Origin of the sequence: Micromonospora sp. NPDC047730 (genome assembly GCF_043204765.1) — a bacterium.
Taxonomy (GTDB): domain Bacteria; phylum Actinomycetota; class Actinomycetes; order Mycobacteriales; family Micromonosporaceae; genus Micromonospora.
Genome location: NZ_JBIDCU010000002.1, coordinates 1 through 22,731, shown reverse-complemented (window position 1 = coordinate 22,731; position 22,731 = coordinate 1). Strand labels below are relative to the sequence as shown.

Here is a 22,731-nt window from a genome sequence, read left to right as displayed (position 1 = left end):
TACGAGTATTGGCTGGTTGCGGCACCGAAGGGCAGGATGGTGTGACCCGAGACGGCGAGCCAGGGGCCGACTTCGCCACACGCGAGGACAGCAGACGCGTGGCGTACGAGGTGACCGGCGCGCCCGACGGATTCCCCGTCTTCCTGCTCCACGGCACACCCGGCAGCCGCCGTGGCCCGAAGCCCCGCAGCATCGTGCTCTACCGCATGGGCGTCCGGCTGATCGCCTACGACCGCCCCGGCTACGGCGACTCCGACCGGCGCGAGGGCCGGGACGTCGCCGACGCCGCCCGCGACGTCGAGGCGATCGCCGACCACCTCGGCGTGGAGCAGTTCGCCGTGGTCGGCCGTTCCGGGGGCGGCCCGCACGCCCTCGCCTGCGCGGCGGACGCCGAGCTGCGCGGCCGGGTGACCCGGGTGGCGGTGCTGGTCAGCCTCGCCCCGTGGAACGCGATGGAGCTGGACTGGGTCGGGGGCATGAACACCGGCAACGTCCGAGGGTTCGGGGTGGGCACCCCCGACACCGCCGCGGTGGTGGAGGAGATCCGCCAGCGCGCCGAGCGGGCCGCCGCGGATCCCCGGCTCCTGCTGGCGGATCTGCGGACGGAGATGAGCGCGGCGGACCGTCGGGCGGTCAACGACCCCGCGCTGCGCCGGTTGATCACGGACACCTACGAGGAGGCCCTCCGCGCGGGCCCGTACGGGTGGATCGACGACGTGCTGGCCTTCCGCCGCAACTGGGCGTTCGACCTCAAGGCGATCGACACCACCGTGACACCCGTCCGGCTGTGGCACGGCGCCGACGACAACTTCGCCCCGGTCAGCCACGGCCGTTGGCTGGCCGCGCAGATACCCGGCGCCGAGATGGAGATCCGGCCCGGGGCGGCGCACTTCGACGCGGTCGAGGAACTGCCGCGCATCCTGCGCTGGCTCACCGACCCCGCCGCGGCGCTGAGCGGCGACCTGCTGATCGGGGCGCGGCCCGGTCAGTAGGGGTGCGGGTCGAGGACCCGGCGCACGTACCGCCCGTCCCGCAGCAGCACGACGCTGGGGTGGTGCTGCCCGATCCGGTTGGCGAGCCGGTCGGCGATCCGCATCCGGCCGATGCTCACCCGCCCGCCGGAGGCCGCCTGGTTGGCGGTCTCCAGGTTGCCCCGGCTGCGCAGCGTGTCGGGATGCTCGGGCCCGAGCACCTCGGCCAGCCGCTCGACCACGGCCCGCAGCCGCTCGCGCCCCTCCTCCGGGTCGCCGGCGAGGATGGTGAAGACCGCCACGTTGTTGGACGCGGCCATGGCGAACGGGTGCCGTTCGCCGAGCGTGGCGAGCAGCGCCGCCGCCGCGGCGTCGGTGAGCGACCGGCTGGCGTCCGTGTCGCCGGCGTCCCACAGGGCCACGCCCAGGTTGACCCGGCAGACCAGAGAGTACGGGTGCTCGGGCCCGAACACCCGGACGAACATCTGCTCCACCTCGCCCAGCTCCGCCAGCGCCTGGGCGCTGTGGCCCTGCAGCATCAGGTTCGCCGTCCGGCTGAGCCAGCTGAACAGGGTGTCCGGGCTGGCCGGCCCGAGGGTGGCCAGCAGCCGCTGGTAGGTCTCGTCGAGCAGGTGGGCCGCCTCGTCGATCTCCCCGGTGCTGCGCAGCGACACGGCCAGGTTGGCCTGGGCGGTGAGCACGTCGCGGGAGTGGTCGCCGAAGAGGTTGCGGTAGCCGGTCACCACCTCGCGCAGTAGCGCCACGGAACCCTCGTAGTCGCCGGTCTCCCGCAGGTCGCGGGCGAGGTTGTTGGCCGACGCCAGGGTGTTCGGGTGCTCCGGACCGAGGACGACCCGCAGCCGGCGGTTGGTGGCCTGGTCACCGTCGAGGGCCCGGTCGAACATGCCCATCAGCCGGTAGGAGGCGGCCAGGTTGTTCGCCGCGGTCAGCGTCCGCCGGTGGTCCTCGCCGAAGACCTCGACCGACGCGGCGTACGTCCGCAGGTCACGCTCCAGTGCCTCCCGGTAGCGGCCCAGCGTACGCAGGTCGGCGCCGAAGCCACCCGCGGTCATCAGCGTGTACGGGTGGCTGTCGCCGATCAGCGCCTCCTGCTGGCGCAGGGTGTCCTCGTCCAGCCCGTGGGCCTCCTCGAACCGCCCGAGGCGGCGCAGCAGGTTGGCCAGGTTGAACCGCAGGTGCAGCAGTTGGACGCGCAGCTTGCGGTGCTCCGGCCCGTCCGGCGGCAGCTCCGCCAGCAGCGCCGACCAGACGGCGTCGGTCTCCCGCGCGTATCGCTCGCCCTGCTCGTAGCCGCCGTTGACGTAGATGTAGCGGACCCGGTCGATGACGAGCTGCCGGACGTCGTCGTCCTCACAGGAGATGGCGTCGGAGCCGTCGAGGTGGGGCCAGAGGATGCGGAACCGCTGCTGGTTCGCCGGGTCCTCCACCTCGCCGGGCGGGCGGGATCCGGCGAGGATCTGGTGCACCTCGTGCTTGGCCGCGACCAGCTCGTCGTCGGACATCCGGGCGCGCAGCGCGGCCTGCAACAGCCGGTGCACCTGCACCCGGTGCGCGTGCGGGTCGAGCTTGATCAGCGCGAGCTTGTTCATCCGCTGCACCAGTGCCGCCGCGATGTCGCGTTCGGACACCCGGTCGGCGACCCGGGCAGCCACCACCGGGTCGTGGGGGGCGATGACCCGGGCGACCTGGTCGCCGTAGAGCAGGTCGAGGGAGATCTCGGGGGCGAGCACCGACGCGAGCTGCAGGAGACGGTACGCCCCCGGCGAGCCCTCCTTCAGCCGTTGCAGCGGGAGGTCCCAGACCTCGGTCTCCAGGCCGGTGCGGCGGAGCCCGGCAAGGTACTCGTCGACCGGCGTCCGGGTGTCGGCCAGCCACGCCCCGACCGTGGCGACGAAGATCGGCACGTTCTCCACGGCGTCGGCGACCTGCTCGGCCTCGGCGACGCTCATCAGGTGCTCGCCCAGCCGGGCGCGCAGGTGCGCCACGCTCTCCGCCCGCTCGAACGCGTCCACGTCCACCGCCCGCGCCAGATCGCCCCAGTCCGGGTTGCGGGTGGTGACCAGCACGTGGCCGTTGCCCTGCGGGAGGTAGGGCCGGACGTGCTCGTACTGGTCGGCGTTGTCGAAGATCAGCAGCCAGTGCGGCGGCGCGGTGCCGTCCGCGCGGCGCTCGGTCTGGCTCAGCCGCTGCCGCAGGGCGCGGTTGGTCTCCGGCATCGTCGTCTGGGTCGGCAGGCCCAGCTCCTCGCTGAGCTCCACCATGCGCACGTCGACGAACTGCGGCGGGTCGGCGGCGACCCACCAGATGATGTCGTACGCGCCCCGGAACCGGTGGGCGTACTCGATGGCGAGCTGCGTCTTGCCGAGGCCCGGGCCGCCCCGCAGCGCGACCGGGGTACCGCCGCCGCCGGCCGCCTTCAGCTCCTCCCGGAGCCGGCGCAGCAGCTCCTCGCGCCCGGTGAAGCGGGCGTTGCGGGCCGGCGCGTTGAACACCGCGGCGCGTACCCCGGGGAAGCGGGCGGGACGCAGACCGGCCGTGCCCACCGTCCGCCCGACCAGCTTCAGCAGGTGCGCGGCGGCCTCCTCGGCCGTGAGGTCGTGCACGGCCGTCCAACTGCCGATCGGGACGTCCGGGACGGGCGGGGTGTCGTCGACGTACACAGCCAGCCAGGCCGGCGCGCCGCGGTCGCTCTCGGGCACGCCGAGGGCACGTCGGGCCGCCTGGTAGGACCGGGAGACCAGGCGGAGCTCGCGGAACGCCGTGCCCGACGGCACCGGCGCCGGATCGTCGAGCGGGGCGGTCACCACCCGCAGGTCCGCCGAGTTCAACACCGACTGCGCCCACTCCGCCCAGACGTGGTCCTCCGGCACGTGGCGCAGCACGACCAGCTCGTCCACGACCGCCGGCTTGCGCTCGAAGCGCTGCACCGTCTGCCGGCGCAACTGGTCGTCCATCCGGGGCAGCCCGGTGATCCTGCCGTTCGTGATGTGGCTGGTCAGCGTCTCGTACGCGCTCAGCAGGGTGGTGCGGCCACCCGGCTCGTCGCCGAAGGTCGCCAACGTCTCCTCGTACGCGTAGTACGCCCGGTAGGGCACCTCGACGGTGAGCCAGTAGTGCTGCCGCTCGGTGTCCGTCATGCCACCGGGCAGGCCGGCGAACCGCTGCATGGCCAGCGCCCGGCCGGCGTCCCGCTTGCCCTTCTCCCCGTCGTCGACCCGCATCGGCACGGGCAGCACCCGCCGCGCCCGCCGCCCCTCGTAGTCGCGGACCCGGGCGGCCACCGCCGCGGCGCCGTCGATCCCCTGGTCGCTGAGGGTGAAGCAGTCGACGAGGACGTCCGGCAGGTGGATCGTGCAGATCTCGGCGACGTCGCTGATGCCGGTGCGGCTGTCGATGAGCGCGTAGTCGTAGTGCCGCTTCATGTCCTCGCGCAGCGCGTCGAAGAACTGCGCGCCGCCCAGCCGGTTGTAGAAGTTGTCCCAGTTCAGGCCGGTCACGCTGGTGGCGTAGTCGGGGTTGTGCCGCCCGGCCAGGAGCAGGTCGAGGCTGCCGCCGCCGGGGAACTCCCACCCCACCGAGAACGCGTACCGGTGGACCCGGGCGTACTCGCGGTGCCAGTCGCCGGGGCGGGTGCTCTCGGCGCCGTCCTCCTTGCGTCGGCGGGCGTTCTCCCACTCGTAGTCCAGGATCAGGTCCATCACGCCGCCGGTGGTGGCGACCTGTTCCGGGTCGAGGAACGGGGCGTAGAACCGGTGCAGGCCGGGGGACTCCAGGTCCCAGTCGGCGACGAGCACCCGCTGGCCGTTCGCGGCGAGGATCCACGCGGTGTTGGCCAGTGCCATGGTGCGGCCCGTGCCGCCCTTGTAGGAGTAGAAGGTGACGACCTGGCCTTCGCGCGATGGCGTCATCGTTCGTCCTTCCCTCGCGTGACGTCGAACGGCCGCACGGGCGGCGTCGGGCTGCTTCCTGGCGGTGCCCCGGTCGGCCGGACCGGCCGCAGGCTCGGCTTCGGGGTGGCCGGCCCGTCCGGCGGGTCGACCGGGCCGTGCCGGAGGAACTGCTTGCGGGCCTCGGTCACCAGCAGCGGCGCGCAGCGCTCGAACTCGTCGATCGCGCGTGCCGGCAGCACCCGGGGGAAACCGGCGTCCTGCAACGTACCTGCGATCGACTCCGGGACCGGCTCGCCACGCTCGTGCTCGGCGGCGATCACCAACGGGACCACCCACCGGGGCAGGCCCGCCAGCGCCGACCGGGCCGCGGCGGCGCCGGTGGCGGCGTCCACCAGCACGACGGTGGGGCTCCCCGGAGCCAGGGCCCGGGCCTGTGCCAGGTCGACGACCCGGGTCGGCAGGCCGAGTCGCTCGGCGGTCGCGGCCACGTAGTCGGCCACTGCCAGCTCGTGCTGCCCCGCGTAGGGCCGCCACCGCGCGTGGTCGGTGAGGGTGGTGACCACCAGCGCCGGGCCGCCGCTGTCGGTGACCGGATGGCTGGCCAGCGTCGCCGCCCGGGAGCGCGGCAGCGGCTGGGTCTCCGTCACCGTGACGATCCGCTCCGCCAGCGCGGTGAGGACCCGCTCGTACTGCCGTCGGTAGGCGCTGAGCTTGCAGAGCGCGCGCAGGCCGTTCTCGGCGTAGTCGGCGCGGTCGTCGGCGTCGGCGACCAGGTCGAGGGCCTGCGTGGTCTCCGGCCGGTCGCCCCAGGACGGCAGCGGCAGCCACAGCACCGGCAGGAGGTGCCGGTCGGCACGCGCCGGGCCCAGCCGGGTGAGTCGGCTGCGGAACGACTCGCGCTCGCCCAGGGCCCAGGCGTTGCGGAAGTAGTTGGGCGAGTGCAGGGGCACGAAGACGTGCGTGAGGCTGAGCGCCTCGGTGAGCGTCTGCCGCAGATCCGCCCCGGGGTTGACCAGACCGTCGAAGAAACCGGCGTCGAGGTCACCGGTCCTCGTGGCGCCGCGCCGGACGGCCGCGGCCAGGTCCTGGAAGAACCGGCTGACCCAGTAGTCGGTGTCCGGCCGGGGTGCGGCCGACAGCGGCACCGAGTGGGCGTAGCTGAGGAAGAAGTAGGTTTCCCGGCGGGGGACGGCGCGGGACTGCGGGAGGTCAGACCACGTCATGCCCGACCTCCTCGAACGTGTCGCGCAGCTGCCGCACGTCGCCCGGGACCTGCGCCCGCACCCAGTGCGTCTGGTACGCCCGCGCGATCCGCTGTGCCAGCCGCCAGACCACCGCGTCGTAGGCGTCCTTGCCGTTCTTGCCGAGGCTCAGCAGGCCGTAGATGCCCTCGTCGTGGTACTGCGGGGCGATGTCCGAGGGTAGCCGGGTGGGGGTGAACATCTGCCGCCGCGACACGACCTCCGGCAGGCGTCGACGGTCCACCACCGACCAGTTGACCGGGATCACCGGCGTCTCCCCCGCAGACGGATCGGCGCCCGGGCGGGTCAGCATCCGCCGCCGGGTGAAGGCGTCCCACTCCCGCGCGCACCAGGCGCTGTTCAGGTACTGCGGCGAGATCAACGGGATGAAGACCTGGCAGTGGCCGGCGGCGAAGGCGAGGTCCTCCGTCCACACCTGCCCGCCGTCGAGCATCCGGTCCATGAAGCCCGCCGTCCGGCCGGGGCCGAGGCCGAGCAGCTCCACGACGTGGTCGGAGAGGTCGACGAAAAGTTGGAAGACCTTCTGGTTGGTGTCGCGCGGCGGCGCCGCCACCCGGTTCTTCGTGCGGGCGTAGCTGAGGAAGAACACGGGGGCGCTCTCGTCCTCCCAGTACGTTTCCTCTGTCACCTACCGCTCCCGACCGGCGCAGCGAGTCCCGGCTGCCCACAGTATCGACAGCCGCCAACTCTCGGCTGCCCGGCCCGTCACCCCCGGTGTTCATCCATCCACCCCCGGGCGAAGTCGACCGCCGCCCGGAGGCCCACCAGCCGGCACTCGGCGCCCCCGACCCGACCGGGCCGCACCCCGCCGGCGTCGGTCAGCGCCCGGCCGATCAGCGGGAAGTCGGCGTCGTCGAGGTCCGGGGCGCGGAAGTCCCGCCGGACCCGCCGCCCGTCGGGGCCGCGCACGTAGCACCGGTACGCCCGCTCGGCGGGCGGCCGGCGCAGCCGGTACTCGGCCAGGTGGAACGCGGTGCAGGCGGACCAGCCGACGCCGAGCAGCAGCACGACGGCGTCGGCGGCGTAGAGCGCGCCGAGGGGCGAGCGTTCGCCGAGGTGGCAGGCGAGGTCGTGGACGGCGGTCAGCCGGGCCGCCCCGGGACCGAGGGCGGCGAAGGACGTCTGCGGATGCCGGCTGCGCAACGCGCCCGGCTGCCGGCGTACGTGCTCGGCGAAGATCCCCATCCCCTCGGACGGGCTGCGGTCCGGATCGAACGGCGCGATCGCCGCCTCCACCGCCGCCACCTCGGGGCCGGTCAGCCCGGCGGTCGCCGCCCGGAACGCCCGCGACGTGACGGAGTTGCCGGCCGTCTGGGCCGGTACGACCACCGTGCCGCCTTCTCCCAGCACGTCCCGCAGGGCGTCCAGCAGAGCCGCGGGGCCGCCCGCGACCGGCCCGACCCGGGACAGTGCGCAGTGCACCAGCACGGTGGCGCCCGGCGGCAATCCCAGCTCGCGCAGGCCCCCGGCCAGCGCCCCGCGCCCGAGGGCGGGGTGCCGGCCCGGTGCGGGGTCGGCCCGGCGCACGCTCGGCAGTGCGCCGCCCGTCACGGCCACCCGTCCACCGTCGCGCGCATCCGTCGGACGAACCGGTCGCCGGGGGCCGTCAGGACGCCGAGGTCGAGCAGGGCGTCGATCGCCCCGTCGGTCCAGTCACGGTAGCGGCGGAAGTGCCCCTCCGCGACCGGCCCGGGCCGCCGCCGCCACACGTCGGCCACCGCCAGGTGGGCGTAGACGCCGTGCAGCGCGCCCTCGACCGGCCGGGGATCGTCGCGCCACGGCACGGTCAGCGTCCGGGTGTCGTCGCGGTCGAACAGGTCGCAGACGTCCAGCGCCGCGCTGAGCTTCAGGTGCTGCACCTCGTGCACCAGCAGCACGGCGAGGGTGGCGTCGTCGGGTACGGCGGTGACGGCCACCGCGCCGAAGGCCGCGCCGGCGGCGGCGCTGCGGAACCGGCCGGTGCCGTCCGCGCGCAGCGGCACGACGGCCCGCAGCAGGGTACGGACCCCGGCCGCGTAGTCGGGCGCCTCGACGTCGATCCGCCGGACCGCCCGCGCCAACTGCCGCGTCCACCCCAGGGCGGCGGCGCCGGTCAGCCGGGGCTCCACCGGGACGTCGTAGCAGTCCCGGTGTGGGTCCGTGTCCTCCAGCAGCAGCCGGTGCCCGTCGACGCCGACCGCACGCACCGGCAGCCAACCGTCCGGGCCGTCCGCCCGCGCCGGGTCGCCGTCCCGGCCGGCGTCGGGGATGACCCGCCGGCCACCGACCCGGACGTCACCCTCGTCGGTGGCGAGCCGGACGACGCCCCGCTCGGCGCGCCCGGCGATCGCGCCGAGCGTCGGCAGGCCGACCAGCCCGTCGCGTACCGGCACGGGCAGGTCGGCCCGGACCCGGGCGTGCACCGCGGCGGCGGCCGCCACGCAGGCCAGGTACGACAGGTCGGCCGCCCCGTCCCGGCATCGCCGGGCCCAGCGCCGCACGAACGGGTGGGTCAGCACGGCGCGGACCGCCTCCGGGCGCCGGTCGTCGAGGTCGACCAGCAGCCGCCATCCCTCCGCGGCGACCGGGTCGGAGCCGACCCGGTCGCTGAGGGCGACCAGCAGGGCGCGCACCAGCGCCAGGTGGATCGCGGCGAGCTGCTCCGCCGAGCCCGCCGTTCCCGGCCCGGCGCCGAGGTCGTCGAGCACGTCCGGGCTGAGCGAGTCGGCCGGGCGGGCCGGCTCGTCGACGGCCGGGGCCGCCGTCACCACGCGGACGAGCTCCAGCAGGTCCGGGCAGTAGACGGACGGGTTGTCGAAGCCGTTGCCCGCCCGGTACCGGTGGGCGTAGAGCCCGCCGCCGCAGTGCCGCACCACCGGGCACGCCCGGCACGTCGCGCAGAGCCCTGCCAGACCCGTCTGCCGGACGGCGATCCCGGGGTGGGCCGCGGCGTCGTCCACCCGGTGCCGGAACACGTCGAGGCCGGTGGCCGCCGCGCCCTCGAAGGCCGACTTGAGCGAGTCGACCTGCTCGAAGGTGCCGTCGGTCTCGACGACGACCAGATCGGCCGGGCCGAGCCCGACCGCCTCGCTGCGGCTGCCGTGCCCGGATGCGGTGGAGATGAGGGACTCCAGCAGGCGGATCGGCACCGGGCGCCCGTCGGCCAGCCAGCGCCGGTGCACGGCCAGCAGCCAGTCGGCGTACGGCGTGGCGCGGCCGTCGGGGCGGGCGGGCGGGTTGTCCCAGTTGGCGTGCGGCAGCAGGAAGTCGACGTGCGGCGGCTCCTCGGCCAGCAGCGCCTCGTACACCCGGATGGGGTCGTTGGCCACGTCGACGGTGCAGAGGATGCCCGCGTAGGCGGACCGGTAGTCGGGACTGCGCAGCAGCGCCAGGGCCCGCAGCACCTGGCGGTGGCTGCTCGCCCCGTTGGCGTGCCGGCGGTGCCGGTCGTTGGCGGCCCGGTCCCCGTCGAGCGAGATCCCGACCTTGATGTCGTGGGCGACCAGCACGTCGCAGATCGCCGGGGTGAGCAGCACACCGTTGGACTGCATGCGCAGGTCGAGCCGCGCCACCGGGTCGACGGCGCGGCGCAGGGCGGCGGCGGTGGCGTCGAGTCGGGCGGCGCCGGCGAGCAGCGGCTCGCCGCCGTGCAGGACCACCCGGACGCCGTCGAGCTGGTGCGCCGCGGCGTGCTCCGCGATCCGCCCCGCGACGGCCTCCACCGTCTCGGGCGCCATCATCCGCGGCTGGCGTCGCCACGACTGGTCCGGGTGCTCGTAGACGTAGCAGTGGTCGCAGGCGAGGTCGCAGCGGCTGACCAGCTTGAGCACGTACTGCGACAGCGGGGCGACGTGCCCCGTCGGCTCGCCGCCCGCCCCGGCCGGGTCAGATCGCAGAGATGAAGGCCGCGACATCGACACGGGCCGGACGGTCCTCCCTGCGGGTGGTCACGCGGGCGACGGACCGGGCCCGGTCGAGGGAGATCCGGCCGAGCGGGGTGCGCCGGAGGTCGTCCAGTGGCGGCGGGGTCGGATCGGGCTGGCGTACGGTGCGATCCACGTCGGTTCCCCCATTTTGGTCGGGAGTGGACGGACGCCGTCCACGGCGACGGTCAACGACACTATCGACGATGCTATATGGCACAGCGCGTGATGTCACTGCTGCGCAGCGCCATCTTGCTCGATCATCTTCGCCATCCACCCCTCGTTGGACAGCGAGATGATCCGTTCCGTCTCCGCGACGAACGCGTCGTCGTCGGTCCAGCCCCGCCCGGCCTCGCGGGCCACCCGCAGCCGCGTCAACTGGTCGGCGGTGCGGGCGTACTCGATCTGGTGGTGCTCGTACTGCTGGGCCGACCCGTAGCCGACCAGCGCCGTGGTGACGGCCGCCGCGACGCCGATCCAGGCGGTGAGCCCGAGGTTGTCACCGAGCACCCCCACCGTCGCGGACATCAGGGCGGCGGCGACCGTCAGGGCGGTGGTGGCGTACCGGATCCGGCGCGCCGCCCGGGCCGTCCGGCGGGCCCCCGGCAGGTAGTAGTCGTCGACCTGCCGCCGCAGCCGTTCCGTCAGGTACGTGGCCACGTCCGAGACCGCAGGCAGCGGCCGGGCGGCCGGCGGCGCGTCGAGGGTACGGCCCACCAGATCGCCCGCGTCGTCCATGAGCGCGTCGAGTCGGCCGAGCAGGACGGCGTCCCGGTCGGCACCGCCGAACGGGGCGACCCCGGCGAGGTAGCGGTGAACGTCCGCCTTCAACGCCTCCGAGACCGAGCGGAGCCGGGCCCACGCGTGCACCGCGTCGCGGCCGGCCCACCGGGCCGCGACCGGCACCAGGAGCAGCGCCGCCGCCGCGACGATCGCGAGCGCCCGGCCGGCGCCGCGGTGGGTCTGCCCGAGATGGTTGGCGAGGGTGCCGCACACGGCCGCGCCGACGGTGAGCGCGGCGACGGCCAGGCGCGCCCGGGTGATCACGCGCTTGGCCCCGACGGCCGCCCGTGACCAGGCGGCCTGCCGCTGCCACACCGTCTCGACGACTGGCGAGGTATCGAAGTTGGCCACGATCGGATGGTAGGACGCCGCCGCCCGTTCCCGGCGCGGCGCAGCGCCGGTCGCGGCGACCGGGTCAGCGGGGCAGGAAGCTGTCGTACGCCTCGTCGTACCAGTCGGCCTCGTTGTGCCGGCGGACCGTGCCGTCGACGCGGGTCAGCATCAACCAGTTGTCGTTGAGGACCAGCGCGGCGTCCTCGGGCCGGTCGGCCAGGATCCGGCCCACGGTCCGCAGCATGTGGGGCCTTCCCCGCTCGGTCAGGGTGTCCTTGCGCATGTGGAAGTCGACGTCGACGTAGGTTTCGGGCTCCCACATCCACAGCCCGCCGTCGTTCTCCGCCTCGTAGTAGCCGTGACTGCCGGCGACGACGGTGACGACGTATCCGCACTCCTCGTTCAGGTTCGCGCGCAGCATCCGGTTGCCGGAGAGCGTCGACGTCTCGGTCGCTCCGGGAGCGGCCAGCTCCGCCACCGGCTCCAGCGGGACGTCACCCGCGAGCGTCAACCGGTACTCGATCGCCATTGATGCCCCTTCTCAGTACCGCCGGACGATCTGAATGATCGCACCGCCAGGTGTGACCGCTGCCAGCTCCTTCAGCTCGGGCATCGGCCAGTCGTCGAACTGCTTCTGCAGTGCGGCGAGATCACCCTGCCAGTCGTGGAGGTTGAGCACCACGCGTTGGGTCTGCTTCCGGTCGATCTTCCTCGCCACGGAGCTCCAGACGGATCGCGGCGACACGAAGGGCGTGGGAGAGTAGCAGTCGAAGACGTGGCCCTCGATGAGATAGTCCGGCGCCCCTTCGTCCCTCCCGGCGTCACCGGTGTCGAGCCGAGCCTGCGAGATCTCCTGCGTCGTCGGGTTCTGGTGGACCCGGTAGCCCCTGTCGGCGAGGGTTTCGGCACAGTCGTTCTCCAGTTCCAGCGATCGTCGCTCGGTTGGCCTCTCGTTGGGTGGGATGCGGGTGCGTGGGCCGGTCGGTGCGCCGCCGGGAACCCCGGTGGGTTGCCTGGTCCACGGCACGAGGCCGGAGGCGTCGCCGCCTGCGGCGGGGACGGTGGAGGCGTGGTCCGCGGGGGTGGGGCCGGTCGGTGTGGCACCGCCGGCCCCGGTCAGTTTCCCGACGACCCCAGTTGCCGCGCCTCGGCGATCGCCGTGTCGACGAACTGCCGGGCGGTGCCGGTGCGCTGCACCGTCAGCACCAGCACCTGCTTGACGTTCTCCAGCGCCTGCACCAGCGGCCCCGGCTGCCCGCCCTGCAGGACGGTGGTGACGAGTCGTTGCGCCTCGCCGACCTGGGCGATGGTGGCGGCGGCCGCGCCGCGCATGCCGTCGATCGCGGTGCCCACGGGGGTCAGCCCGGCGGTCGTCTCGTCCGGCGTGGCCTCCTGCGGGACGGCTGCGGTCGCCTTCGCGGCCTCGCCGAGCGTGGTGGCGAGGCCGCCCAGGCCGCCCCGGATTCCCGCGATGGCGTCCCGCACGCGGGCCAGGCCCGCCGCCACGGCGGCGAAGCCGGCGCCGGCGGCCCGCAGGGCCACCTCCTGGGCCTGCTTGTCGGCGGCGGCCGCCAGCCCCTGGGCCCTGTCGACGCCGGCCGTCAACGCACGAAGCTCCCCGGTGATCTTCTCGATGTGCGACACGGCGTCGACTTCCCCGATCGAAGGCAGTAAGGATGCTCGAAGCTGCAACGTAGCGACAACCGTCCGTCGCCACCAGACCGGTCACCCGGTCCGCAGCCACCACAGCACGTGGTTGTTGCCCGTTTCGGGATCCGGTCGGTCGGTGCGGATGTCCGTGGTGAAGCCCCAGTCGGTCACGCAGGCGTCGATGTCGAACTCGAAGGTCAGGTCGACGCTCTCGCCCGGCCTGAGTCCCCGGTGCCCGCCGTCCTGGGCGGGATGGCCGGGGGTGTCCAGCCAGTAGGGGCCGTCGTACGAGCCGTTCGGCAGGAACGCGCCGCCCCGCCACTCCAGGTGGAACCGGTCGGAGACCTGCCTGCTGTGGTTCGTGACGGTGAACGTCACGGAGACGTGGCGCGTCGCTCCCTCGCACGGCCCCGAGACGGGCCCGGCGACGGGCGTGGCCACGGTCAGGCCCAGGTCGACCGGGCGCTGTCTCACCGGGAAGCTGGTGTCCCCGCCCACCTGCCCGTAACCGTCGCCGTTCCAGGCGTACTGCCGCTCCTGGCGCTGCTGGTCGACGGCGGCGCGGGAGTCGGCGACGGTGGCCGTGAGGCCGCCGCGCGGGCGGGGCCCGATGCCGACGATGGCCGGCATCTCGGCGGTGGTCGCGACGACCTGGCCGAGGGTGGCGACGCGGCCGGCGGCGTCCCGGTCGAACGCCACCACCTGCTCCGCGCCGTGCCCGCACCGCAGCAGGGCGGCGGTCTCCAACTCGGCGTCCCCGTCGAGGTCGGCCTGGCGCAGTTCCACGACGCCCACCCTGGCGCCGCTGACCTTCGCCGACGATGCCAGCCGGACGAGGCCGTCGGCGCAGGTCGCGCCGGACGGACCGGTCCAGGGCCAGCCGGGTACGGCGACGGGCGCGGCGGTCAGCTCCGCCAGCGTGAGGGGGCCGCCGCCGCGGGCCGGGACCGTCCTCGACGAGGACGCGCTCGGTGACGGCGTGGCGCTCGCGCTCGGGGCGCTCGGCAGGCCGGTGGTGTCGACGCTGGCACCGACCGTGGCCGGGTCCGGGCCGGGCTGGCCGCGGCCTGTGCCCATGAACGCCGCCACCGGCAGCACTGCCACCAGTCCGGCGGCGACGGTCGCCGTGGTGACTCGCGTCCTGCGCCGTCGGGCGACCATGTCGCGTACGCCACCAGGGGGACGGACCGTGGGTCCGAGGTCGGCGGTCAGCTGGTCGAAGGCGTCGTCGATCAGCTGGACGTCGTCGTGCTCGCTCATGACACGTCTCCTCTGAGTTGGCTGGCCAGCGCGGCACGCCCGCGGCTCAGCCAGGACTTGACGGTTCCCTCGGCGACGCCCTCCTGGGCAGCGATCTCGGCGACGGAGAGCTGGGCCATGTGGTGCAGCACGACGGCTCGCCGGTGCTTCGGCGGCAGCGTGGAGAGGGCCCTGACCAGGGCGACCCGGTCGGGGTCGGGGCCGTCGACGACCGTCATTCGCTGCCTGCGGAGGAAGTTTGCCGCCGTCCGGCGGCGCCGGAAGCGGCTCGTGGCCAGGTTCCACGCCACCTGCCGCACCCACTGGGCCGGGTCGTCGTAGTCCCGGATCTTCTGCCAGCGGACGTACGCCCGGCAGAAGGCTTCCTGCACGAGATCCTGCGCCTCGGCGAGGTCCCCGGCGTACGCGTACAGCTGGAGGGTGAGCGACTGGAACCTGGCCCGGTAGAACTCGTCGAAGTCGGTGGCACGGGCGTCGTCCGGCGTCACGACCATCGGCTTGACCGGCATGGCATCACGTCGCCTCTCATCCCCGTGGCTGCGGCTGGCGTCAGCCGCCACAGGCACACGCGCGAGCGGACCGGTGGGTTGCACCTGGTTCCGTCCGGAGACGGGACCGCCCCCGGTCGCCGTGGGCGTCCGGGGGCGGTCCGTGGTGGGGTGCGCTCAGATAATGATCTTGAACATGTTCCAGCCGCTGCCGGCCTGGACCCGGGCGGCGAAGGAGCCGTTGCCGAGCCCGGAGTAGCGCCAGAGGAGGCCGCCCGCGTCGCGGGCGACGAGGTCGTTGCGACCGTCCTCGTCGAGGTCGCCGACGGCCACCACGCTGTTGTAGATGTTCCAGCCGGCGTAGACCTTGACGCGCGCGCTCCAGCCCTTGTTGCCGTTGCTGAGGTAGTGGTACATCACGCCGTTGGCGTCGATGCCGAGCAGGTCGCCGTGGCCGTCGCCGTTGAGGTCGCCGGCGCCGGTTACGCGCGGGTACATGCCCCAGCCGGAGCCGACCTGGACGCGGGGGTTGATCCCGCCATGGCCGGTGGTGGTGTAGAGCCACAACTTGCCGTCGGAGTCGATGCCGAGGATGTCGGGGTGGCCGTCGCTGTTGACGTCACCCGGCGCCAGGATCGACCGGTACATCATCCAGCCGCCACCCAGGCTGACCGTGTTCGTGCCGCCGAAGCCCAGGTAGCCGGTGCCCAGGTGCGCCTTCATGTACCCGTTGCCGTCGCGTACGAGCAGGTCGGGAAACGCGTCGCCGTTGTAGTCGCCGAACGGCACCAGGGCCGAGGTCCGCTCGGCGCCCGAGCAACTGAGGCACCAGTTCTCGGTGTACCCGTTGCTGTAGAGCTGGCCGCGCGGGGACGTGGGCAGCGTTCCGTACCAGTGGCCGTCGCCCGTGGACTTCACGCCGAGCAGCGCCGGCCCGCCCGCACAGGAATAGCCGCGGAAGGGGAAGGTGCCGCAGTGGACGAGCAGCTCGCCGGAGCCCACCGTGACCGGCGCGGCGGACTCGGTGGGAGCGCCGCTCAGCGTCCAGGTGTACGCCCCGTTGAGCGCCGACTGCCCCGACGGCAGCTTGCCGTCCCACCGCAGGTAGACGGACGTCCGTGCCTTGCCGCCGCCGGCGCGGTGGACCAGCTCGCCCGTCCACTTCCGGGTGATCGTGAGCTCCCAGCTCCAGAGCGGACGGCTGGGCCGAACGTCCGCCTGCCAGGGAAGGCCGGAGGAGCGCGGATAGACGGAGTCGTCCGCGATCAGGCTGCCGAACTGGGGCGCGGTGCCCGGCACTCCGGTGTCGAGCACGTGCACCGCCCGGTCGGCGTCGACGTACGCGACGCCGGAGCCGTGCCGGTCGACCGCCCAGCGGACGCCGCGACTGTCGGCGGGGGTGCCGGCGGGCAGCTCGGCGAGCGTCACCGGGGTGTGCAGGGCGCCGTCCTGGAAAGCGGTCATCCGCAGCGCGCCGGTCTCGTGCCGGACGAGGAAGCCGTCCCCGAGCAGGGCCGGCCCGGCCGGCACCATGAGTTGCGTGTTGCTCCGCAGGTCGCGGACGCCCGCGGGGCCGGTGTCGCCGCACGCCCAGTAGAGCCAGCGGGCGCTGGTCTGCACCTCGGTCGGGATGCAGGCCGTGCCGGTCGAGATCGTACGCGTGGCCTTCCCGGTCGACAGGTCGATCGCCATGAGCTGGCCGGCGGTGGTCGTCGCGCTCCACAGCGTGCCGAACCACAGGGCGGCCCCGGTCTTCGGCATGGTCTTGAGCACGTGGTCCGAGGTCATGCTGACCACGTACTGGTTGTCCGACGCGCCATCGCTCACGAGGAGGTGCGTGCCGGAGACGTCGAGGAGCCGCCCCTTGCTGGTGGGCAGCGGCGTCTGGTCGTAGCCACCCGTGGCCCGGTCCAGCGTGAGGGCGGTGTCCGTCGTGTCCGACGAGACCAGGTACGCGGCGCCGGCGTTGGTTCCGTCGACCAGGCGTACGCACGCCACGTCCGTCGCGCACGACACCGGGGTCGAACGGAGCACGACCCGCTCCCCGGACGTGTACTGGGGGTCGGGGAAGACCGGGTGGTTGGAGGCGACGTACTGGGTGGCACCGGTCTTCGGAGACACCTCGGAGTGCACGTGCCGCAGCAGGCCCTGCCGGTAGCTGATTCCGGCGTTCGCCACCGGGTCGCGCACGGGGAGCACCGGCGTGAGGCTCGGCGTCTCACCGGGCCGCCCCGTGACCCGGTGCACCGCCCAGTCCTTCGGGCCGGAGCCGCCGACCACCAGGGCCGTGCCGTCCGGTCCCTGCACGAGCGCCCGGAGATCCCAGGAGATCTTCGGCAGCAGCGTGGGTCGGGGCGCGGTGGTCTGCACCGGCACGTAGATCGCCGGGAAGTACTCACCGGTGTCGTTGTTCTGGCTTCGGCTGATCACCAGCCCGCCGTCGACGACGACGGTCCGGAGGAGGCTGTCCTGCGGGACGGTCACCAGCCGGGCCGAGGTGTCGGTGCCGCTGGTCAGGCCGGCGCGGGAGTAGAGGTGGTACTGGCCGCTGCTCGACATCCAGCCCACGGTGTCGCCCGAGAGGCGCCAGAAGGTCGAGGGGACGCCGTTGGGGATCCGCTTCACGGCCGCCGTGGCGAGGTCGAGCAGCCCCATCCGCTGCCCACCGTCGGCCAGGTAGCCGACCACCACCGAGGTCTCGTCGCCGGTCGGCGGCAGCCCGCTGGGCTTGGCGTCGGCCGGGATGCCGGTCACCGGCGTCGTCGTCCAGGTGCCGTCGGCGGCGGGGGTGCGCAGCTCCAGCTCCACACCGGTCAGCGGCGGCTTGCGCAGCAGCATCCGCTGCCCGTAGACGCCCCAGAGGATGTGGTCGGTGGGGATCTCCCACTGCTGCCAGCTCCGGTCGGCGAGGTCGAGCACGCTGACCTTGCCCGGCGCCGGCCTCGCGGGCACCTGGGCGGTGGTGAAGACGCTGTCGCCACCGGCCGGCTTCAGCGCCGACGGCTGGACGCCGGCCAGGTCCTCGACCACAACCGTCGCGCCCGTGTCGTAGCGCGTCCAGAGGTAGTCGAGGGAGTTGTTGTGCCGGTGCAGGAAGCCGGTGCGGCCGGCGAAGAACACGGCCTCGTAGGCGGGAACCGTGGCGTCCGCGGGCGGGATGACGGCGATCTCGCGGGGTGCGGTGCCGGGGTCGGCGGCGGCCGGCGTGGCCGGCGCGGTCAGCAGGCCGAGGGCGAGGATGGTCGCCAGGGCGCCTGCCGGGAAACTGCGGCCCAAAGAAGTTCCTCCTGGGTGGGGCTGCGCACAGATGCGCGCAGCCTACCGGCCGGGCAGCTCGTGGACGTGCCGCCGAACGGCTGATCCTCGCGCCGCCGGGCGGGCGGCTCAGTCCGCCCGGTGCAGCGGCCCCCACTCCGGTGACGCCTGCGCCTCGACCGCCCGGTCCGCCTCCCGCAGCGCCCGCTCCGACACCCAGGCGACGGGCCGGTGACAGTGCACCAGCGGCTCGTTGTCCGGCCCTCGGCCGCACTGCTCACCGACCAGCACCCAGGGGCGTACGCCGGGGCCGCGCAGCCGGCGCAGGTGGCGGTAGTCGTAGAGCCGCCGGGCCACCCACAGGCGCACCGGTCGGTCGCCCCACCACGACTCGACCGCGAGCGGGTTCGCGGAGAGGCCGGGCAGGTCGATGCCGGTCAGCGCGTCCTTGCTGGACTGGCCGGACCCACGCTCCCCGGCCAGATCCGCGCCGGGGCCCAGGGACCACCGGACGTACAGCTCCTCGTCGGGGTCGGCCCGCCGAAGCAGGTCGACGAGCTGGTCGAGCCCGTCGACGACCGGCATCACCACCTCGTTTCGCACGCCGCCCATGATGCTTCACTTGCCCCGCTCGGCGCTGGCCATGCACGACTTCGGCGGTGCGCCAGCCGGCCCGGAACCGGGCGGTCCCGGTTCCGGGCCGGGCGCTGTGCGTACGACCGCTCAGGCCGGCGTGGCCCGGGCCTTGCGGCGCCGCTCGGCCCGCCGCCGCACCTGGGTGTACGCGCTCGTCAGTCCCATCGCCCGGCGGGCCTCGACGACCGTCTGCCGCACCTCGTGCCGGGTCCGTTCGGTGCCCTCGACGATCAGCTCGTCGACCAACCCGGGGTCGGCCTCGAACCGCGCCCGGCGCTCGCGGATCGGGTCCAGGAACCGGTTGAGCGCGACGGCCAGCTTCTCCTTGACCTCCACGTCGCCGACCCGCCCGGCCCGGTACCGCTCCTTGAGGTCGTCGACCTGCCCTCGGTCTGGGTTGAAGATGTCGTGGTACGCGAAGACCGGGTTCCCCTCGACGGTGCCCGGCACGTCGGCGCGGACCCGGTTCGGGTCGGTGTACATGCCCATCACCGTGCGGCGGACGGTCGCCGCGTCGTCGGAGAGTGAGATGGCGTTGCCCAGGCTCTTGCTCATCTTCGCCCGGCCGTCCGTGCCGACCAGGGTCGGCGTCTCGGACGCGATCATCTCCGGCACGGGGAACACCTCTCCGTAGAGGTGGTTGAAGCGCCGGGCGATCTCCCGCGTCACCTCGACGTGCGCCGCGTTGTCCTTGCCCACCGGGACGACCTGCCCCTTCACGCAGAGGATGTCGGCGGCCTGGAGGACCGGGTAGCCGAGCAGGCCGTACGGCATCTCCTCCTTGCCGGAGTCGCGGGCCATGTCCTTCAGCGACGGCACCCGCTCCAGCCGGGGCACCGTGACCAGGTTCTGGAAGAGGGTGTTCAGGTCGCCGACCTCGGGGATGGCCGACTGGAGGTAGAAGGTCGCCCGCGCCGGGTCGACGCCAGCGGCCAGCACGTCGGTGACCATCTCCCGGGCGTTGACCGCGACCCGCTCGATGTCCTCGCGGGTGTTGCGCGTGGTGAGCATGTGCAGGTCGGCGATGATGAAGAAGCTCTCGTAGCGCTGGTGCAGCCGCACCCGGTTGGCGATGCTGCCGACGTAGTGGCCGAGGTGCAGCCGCCCGGTGGGGCGGTCCCCGGTGAGCATTCGTGGAACAGACACGGTGGTACGCCTTTCGTGCGTGACGGACGAGGTGCGCGCGGTCGCGCGCCGACCGGGAGGGTCCCGGGATCGGTCGGGGTCGGCTCAGTGAGCCGACCGCCATCGCCCGCCGTCGCGGAACCGCAGTCCGCCGGCACGAAGGAGGTCGATCATCTGCTCGCGGCCGTCGCCGGAGCTGGTGGGAAAGGTGGTCACGACGCCGAGCGGGAGGCCGTCGACCGGGTCGACGACCCCCGGCGCGTAGCTGATCGGCCGGACCATGCCTCCCACCGTAACCGGTCACCCGGCGCGTGACCCGCCCGGCTCAGGGCTGCCGGTAGGTCTCCCGGTAGTAGTCGCCGACCCGGTCCCGGTAGTCGGTTTCCCGGTGGGCGTCCGGGTCGAAGGCCGGGGACTCCTTGACCTGCTCCCGGGTGCGGTCCACGTGCACGGTGCGGTCCAGGTGGTCGACCCGCGTCACCGTGCCGACCGGCAGCAGCACCTTGCGGCCGAAGATCCACGGCCCGGTGTCCACCACCAGCCAGCGAGCGTCGGTGTCGTCGCTGGCCGCGTCGACCGAGCCGATCCGCCCGTCGGTGGCCTCCACCCGGTAGCCGACCAGGTCGACCGGAGTGCCGGGGCCCGGGGCGTCGGGTCCGTCGCCGGCGCCCTCCGGTCCGTCCGGCGGCGCGGTGTCGGGGCTCGCTTCGGCGTACCCGCCGGCGAGGGCGGCCGGGTCGCGCCAGGCCCAGGGGTTGAACGTCGACGGCTGCACGGGCCACCTCCGATGACGGTCGTTCGCGGTCGGGGAATCATTGCCCAACCCGCGCGACCGGGAAACGATTCGGCAATTTTCGGTTCACAGAAATGTCTCGTGCGAAATTCGTCATAGTCGTCGACCGCCGATGAGTGGCGGTGCCTCTTCCCAGGTGGCGCCGGTCGGAATTGGGCGACCGCACATCGAGGCGCAATGCGGAGTGTTCACCCGGCACATTCGTTCCGTGACCGCCGCCGACCATTCTGGTCCCGCATTCGTAGCAGGAAGAAGAGGGGGACGCAGATGTACCGCACCATTCGTCGGATCGGGCTCGTGCTCGCCGTCGCGGTCGGGCTCGTCGCCGGGGCCGGCGCCACCGCACAGGCCGCCGTCGTCAACCCGGTCACGCCGCAGGCGCTCTGCGGGCTCGGCTACACCGTCCAGGACCAGGACCCGATCCACCACGCGCAGACCGGCGTGCGGCTCGGCACCGTCTACCTGATGTACAACCCCGTCGTCGGGTACGGCTGCACGGTCACCATCAAGTCCGCGTACGCCGGCTCGCTGACCCGCACCCAGGTCTACCTCGCCGCGCAGTACCTGCCCACCCAGGTCGACGACGGCAACAGGCTGTGGGCGGCCGGCCCGGCCAGGGCGTACGTCAAGGGTGGCTGCACCATCTGGGGCGGCTTCATGGCCGACCCGACCGGCACGATCCACCACCACGACCGGGCGAACCCCGCGATCGGCGGAATCGGCACCTGCTTCTGACGGAGCTGGGGAGGCCCCGGCCCGAGGTGGGCCTCCCGTTTCCGCGGCCACCCGGTACCCGCCGGGCTCGGTCATCGGCTGGCACCGCGACGCCCCCGCGTTCGGGCCGACCGTGGTCGGGCTCTCGCTGGGCGCCGCCTGTCGGTTGCGCTTCCAGCGGGGCACCGGCGACGACCGCAGGGTGTACGAGGTGGAGCTGGCGCCGCGGTCGGCGTACGTGCTCGCCGGCGCGGCGCGGACGAGCTGGCAGCACAGCATCCCGCCGGTGCCGGCCCTCCGCCACTCGGTCACCTTCCGGCAACTCGGCGGCAGGTGACCGGGCACGCCCCCCGGGCGGCCCGTTCCTGGCCACCGTCGGCCTGCGGGTGGAGCCCCGGACTCCGCGGAGCCTTCCGGCCCCGGCCCCGGCCCCGGCCCCGGAACAGCATCTTGTCCGGGCCGTCAGGGTCGGCAGCCGGACCGCGGGCGCCCAGTGCCGACCGGGCGGAACCGGCCGCCGCGACGGGTCGTGACCTGGGCCTCGGCCGGCCCGCCGCCGCACCGGCCGGCCCGCTCGGCGCTGGCATACTCGGCACTCATGGTGCTGTCGCGGGGTTGGGCGCTCTTCCTCACCGGGGTCGGGATCTGGACCTGGGTGATCTGGCCGAGGTTCGCGGTCGCCATCTGGAAGGACCCGCGGTCCTGGTCCACCGGCACGGTCGGCGAGTTCCCCGCCACCGGCTTCCTCTGGATCCACGCCCTGTTGATCGCGGCGTCCCTGGCCATCGGCACCACCGTCGGCGTGCTCGGCGTCCGCGCCTGGCTGGCCGCGCGGCGTACCGACCGGTCGACGCACTGACGGAATCGCCGCCCGACCCCTCCGCACATCCGGGGACGGGGCGCCGTGCGCGCGGGGCACGACCTCCCGGAAGGACCCGAGCGTGCCGCACCGCCGCCGACCAGGCCGGATAGCCGGGCGGGAATGGTGTGACGGGGGACGCCACCCTCGGATTTGACGTGCAAACCCGCAGACGCGTAACTTTCTCTCTGCCAGCGCGGAACGGGGCGAACAGGGCGAAAGACCTGGAGTTCCCACCACACTGGTGTCGGGTCGGTCGGGAGTCAACTCCCGGACGGCACGGGCCGGGCGGGGCCCGCCGGATCTGCCGCGAGGCGGATTTGGTGGAGCGAAGCCGACCGGGTAAGGTTTGACGCCGGCAGGAAACCGGGCGAGCTCGCGGGAAACCGCAGAGCGGCCGGTCTGCCGAAATCCGATGATCAGGTGTGGCGGTTCGCCGCTGCGCACGTTCGTCGGCGCCAACCCGCACGAAGCACGACAGACCGGGACAAACGGTTTGACACGGCGGAGACGGTGAGGTAACGTAGTAAAAGTGCCCGGCGCGAGAGCGGCGGGGATGTGAACGAAATGCCCCGGGTCGGGGGCTCCACGGTGTGGGGTTTCCGGGCGGTGTGTGGTTGTTCTTTGAGAACTCAACAGGGTGCTTGATAAGCCAGTGCCAAATTGATTTATACCCCGGGACTGGTCAGGCCTTTTGGTTTGGCTGGTTTTGGATTCCTTTGGCAACACATGTTGTCGGGATGACTGTTTCAACAGGTTTTTGTTGGAGAGTTTGATCCTGGCTCAGGA

At 73.4% G+C, this 22,731-nt stretch carries 20 protein-coding genes; 4 read left to right on the top strand and 16 right to left on the bottom strand.

Annotation, left to right across the window (positions count from 1 at the left end; all coding sequences use genetic code 11):
- The first annotated feature begins 41 nt into the window (after nt 1-41).
- On the top strand, nt 42-992 hold the full coding sequence (locus ACGF5G_RS05520; protein WP_393259271.1) for an alpha/beta fold hydrolase: 951 nt from the start codon (nt 42-44) through the stop codon (nt 990-992).
- Here ACGF5G_RS05520 and fxsT read toward each other — a convergent pair.
- The 16 genes from fxsT to ACGF5G_RS05440 form a co-directional block, all read right to left on the bottom strand.
- Entirely contained in the window at nt 986-4,900 is a 3,915-nt protein-coding gene (gene fxsT / locus ACGF5G_RS05515) for an FxSxx-COOH system tetratricopeptide repeat protein (RefSeq protein ID WP_393259269.1), read from the bottom strand. The genes ACGF5G_RS05520 and fxsT overlap by 7 nt on opposite strands.
- Nucleotides 4,897-6,105 carry a TIR-like protein FxsC gene (locus ACGF5G_RS05510; RefSeq protein ID WP_393259268.1) on the bottom strand — a complete coding sequence of 403 codons (1,209 nt, stop codon included), beginning with the start codon at nt 6,103-6,105 and terminating at the stop codon, nt 4,897-4,899. The genes fxsT and ACGF5G_RS05510 overlap by 4 nt, the downstream gene beginning before the upstream one ends.
- The gene (locus tag ACGF5G_RS05505; protein WP_393259267.1) at nt 6,092-6,772 is read right to left on the bottom strand and encodes a TIR-like protein FxsC; all 681 of its coding nucleotides are present in this window, start codon (nt 6,770-6,772) and stop codon (nt 6,092-6,094) included. The genes ACGF5G_RS05510 and ACGF5G_RS05505 overlap by 14 nt, the downstream gene beginning before the upstream one ends.
- 77 nt (nt 6,773-6,849) lie before the next feature.
- Nucleotides 6,850-7,671, bottom strand: a complete 822-nt coding sequence (locus ACGF5G_RS05500) for an aminoglycoside N(3)-acetyltransferase (protein WP_393260600.1) — start codon at nt 7,669-7,671, stop codon at nt 6,850-6,852.
- 20 nt (nt 7,672-7,691) lie between these two features.
- Nucleotides 7,692-10,037, bottom strand: a complete 2,346-nt coding sequence (locus ACGF5G_RS05495; protein WP_393260598.1) for an FxsB family cyclophane-forming radical SAM/SPASM peptide maturase — start codon at nt 10,035-10,037, stop codon at nt 7,692-7,694.
- A 240-nt stretch (nt 10,038-10,277) separates the two neighbouring features.
- Complete coding sequence (locus ACGF5G_RS05490) at nt 10,278-11,180, bottom strand: DUF4231 domain-containing protein (protein WP_393259265.1); 903 nt, start codon at nt 11,178-11,180, stop codon at nt 10,278-10,280.
- 64 nt (nt 11,181-11,244) lie between these two features.
- Nucleotides 11,245-11,691, bottom strand: a complete 447-nt coding sequence (locus tag ACGF5G_RS05485; RefSeq protein ID WP_393259263.1) for a SitI3 family protein — start codon at nt 11,689-11,691, stop codon at nt 11,245-11,247.
- Nucleotides 11,692-11,703: 12 nt separating this feature from the next.
- Complete coding sequence (locus tag ACGF5G_RS05480; protein ID WP_393260595.1) at nt 11,704-12,126, bottom strand: hypothetical protein; 423 nt, start codon at nt 12,124-12,126, stop codon at nt 11,704-11,706.
- Nucleotides 12,127-12,278: 152 nt separating this feature from the next.
- Nucleotides 12,279-12,806, bottom strand: coding sequence for a DUF6244 family protein (locus tag ACGF5G_RS05475; protein ID WP_393259261.1), 528 nt, complete (start codon nt 12,804-12,806; stop codon nt 12,279-12,281).
- 81 nt (nt 12,807-12,887) lie between these two features.
- Nucleotides 12,888-14,072 (bottom strand): hypothetical protein, encoded by a 1,185-nt coding sequence (locus tag ACGF5G_RS05470; RefSeq protein WP_393259259.1) that lies wholly within the window; start codon nt 14,070-14,072, stop codon nt 12,888-12,890.
- The gene (locus tag ACGF5G_RS05465) at nt 14,069-14,581 is read right to left on the bottom strand and encodes a SigE family RNA polymerase sigma factor (RefSeq protein WP_393259257.1); all 513 of its coding nucleotides are present in this window, start codon (nt 14,579-14,581) and stop codon (nt 14,069-14,071) included. Before ACGF5G_RS05465 ends, ACGF5G_RS05470 begins: the two co-directional genes overlap by 4 nt.
- 156 nt (nt 14,582-14,737) lie before the next feature.
- A complete protein-coding gene (locus ACGF5G_RS05460) occupies nt 14,738-17,836 on the bottom strand; it encodes an FG-GAP repeat domain-containing protein (RefSeq protein ID WP_393259255.1) in 3,099 nt (1,032 codons plus the stop codon).
- Between the two features lie 108 nt (nt 17,837-17,944).
- Nucleotides 17,945-18,418, bottom strand: coding sequence for a DUF6098 family protein (locus ACGF5G_RS05455; protein WP_393259253.1), 474 nt, complete (start codon nt 18,416-18,418; stop codon nt 17,945-17,947).
- Between the two features lie 120 nt (nt 18,419-18,538).
- A complete protein-coding gene (trpS, locus tag ACGF5G_RS05450; protein ID WP_393259251.1) occupies nt 18,539-19,597 on the bottom strand; it encodes a tryptophan--tRNA ligase in 1,059 nt (352 codons plus the stop codon).
- Nucleotides 19,598-19,681: 84 nt separating this feature from the next.
- Nucleotides 19,682-19,858 (bottom strand): hypothetical protein, encoded by a 177-nt coding sequence (locus ACGF5G_RS05445; protein ID WP_350712322.1) that lies wholly within the window; start codon nt 19,856-19,858, stop codon nt 19,682-19,684.
- Between the two features lie 43 nt (nt 19,859-19,901).
- Complete coding sequence (locus ACGF5G_RS05440) at nt 19,902-20,351, bottom strand: PRC-barrel domain-containing protein (RefSeq protein WP_393259249.1); 450 nt, start codon at nt 20,349-20,351, stop codon at nt 19,902-19,904.
- A gap of 285 nt (nt 20,352-20,636) precedes the next feature.
- Between ACGF5G_RS05440 and ACGF5G_RS05435 the strand changes: the two genes are divergently transcribed.
- The 3 genes from ACGF5G_RS05435 (at nt 20,637) to ACGF5G_RS05425 (ending at nt 21,942) form a co-directional block, all read left to right on the top strand.
- Nucleotides 20,637-21,104, top strand: coding sequence for a hypothetical protein (locus ACGF5G_RS05435; protein ID WP_393259247.1), 468 nt, complete (start codon nt 20,637-20,639; stop codon nt 21,102-21,104).
- Nucleotides 21,001-21,420, top strand: a complete 420-nt coding sequence (locus tag ACGF5G_RS05430; protein WP_393259245.1) for an alpha-ketoglutarate-dependent dioxygenase AlkB — start codon at nt 21,001-21,003, stop codon at nt 21,418-21,420. Before ACGF5G_RS05435 ends, ACGF5G_RS05430 begins: the two co-directional genes overlap by 104 nt.
- 192 nt (nt 21,421-21,612) lie before the next feature.
- The gene (locus ACGF5G_RS05425) at nt 21,613-21,942 is read left to right on the top strand and encodes an SCO4848 family membrane protein (protein ID WP_393259244.1); all 330 of its coding nucleotides are present in this window, start codon (nt 21,613-21,615) and stop codon (nt 21,940-21,942) included.
- Nucleotides 21,943-22,731: the final 789 nt, after the last annotated feature.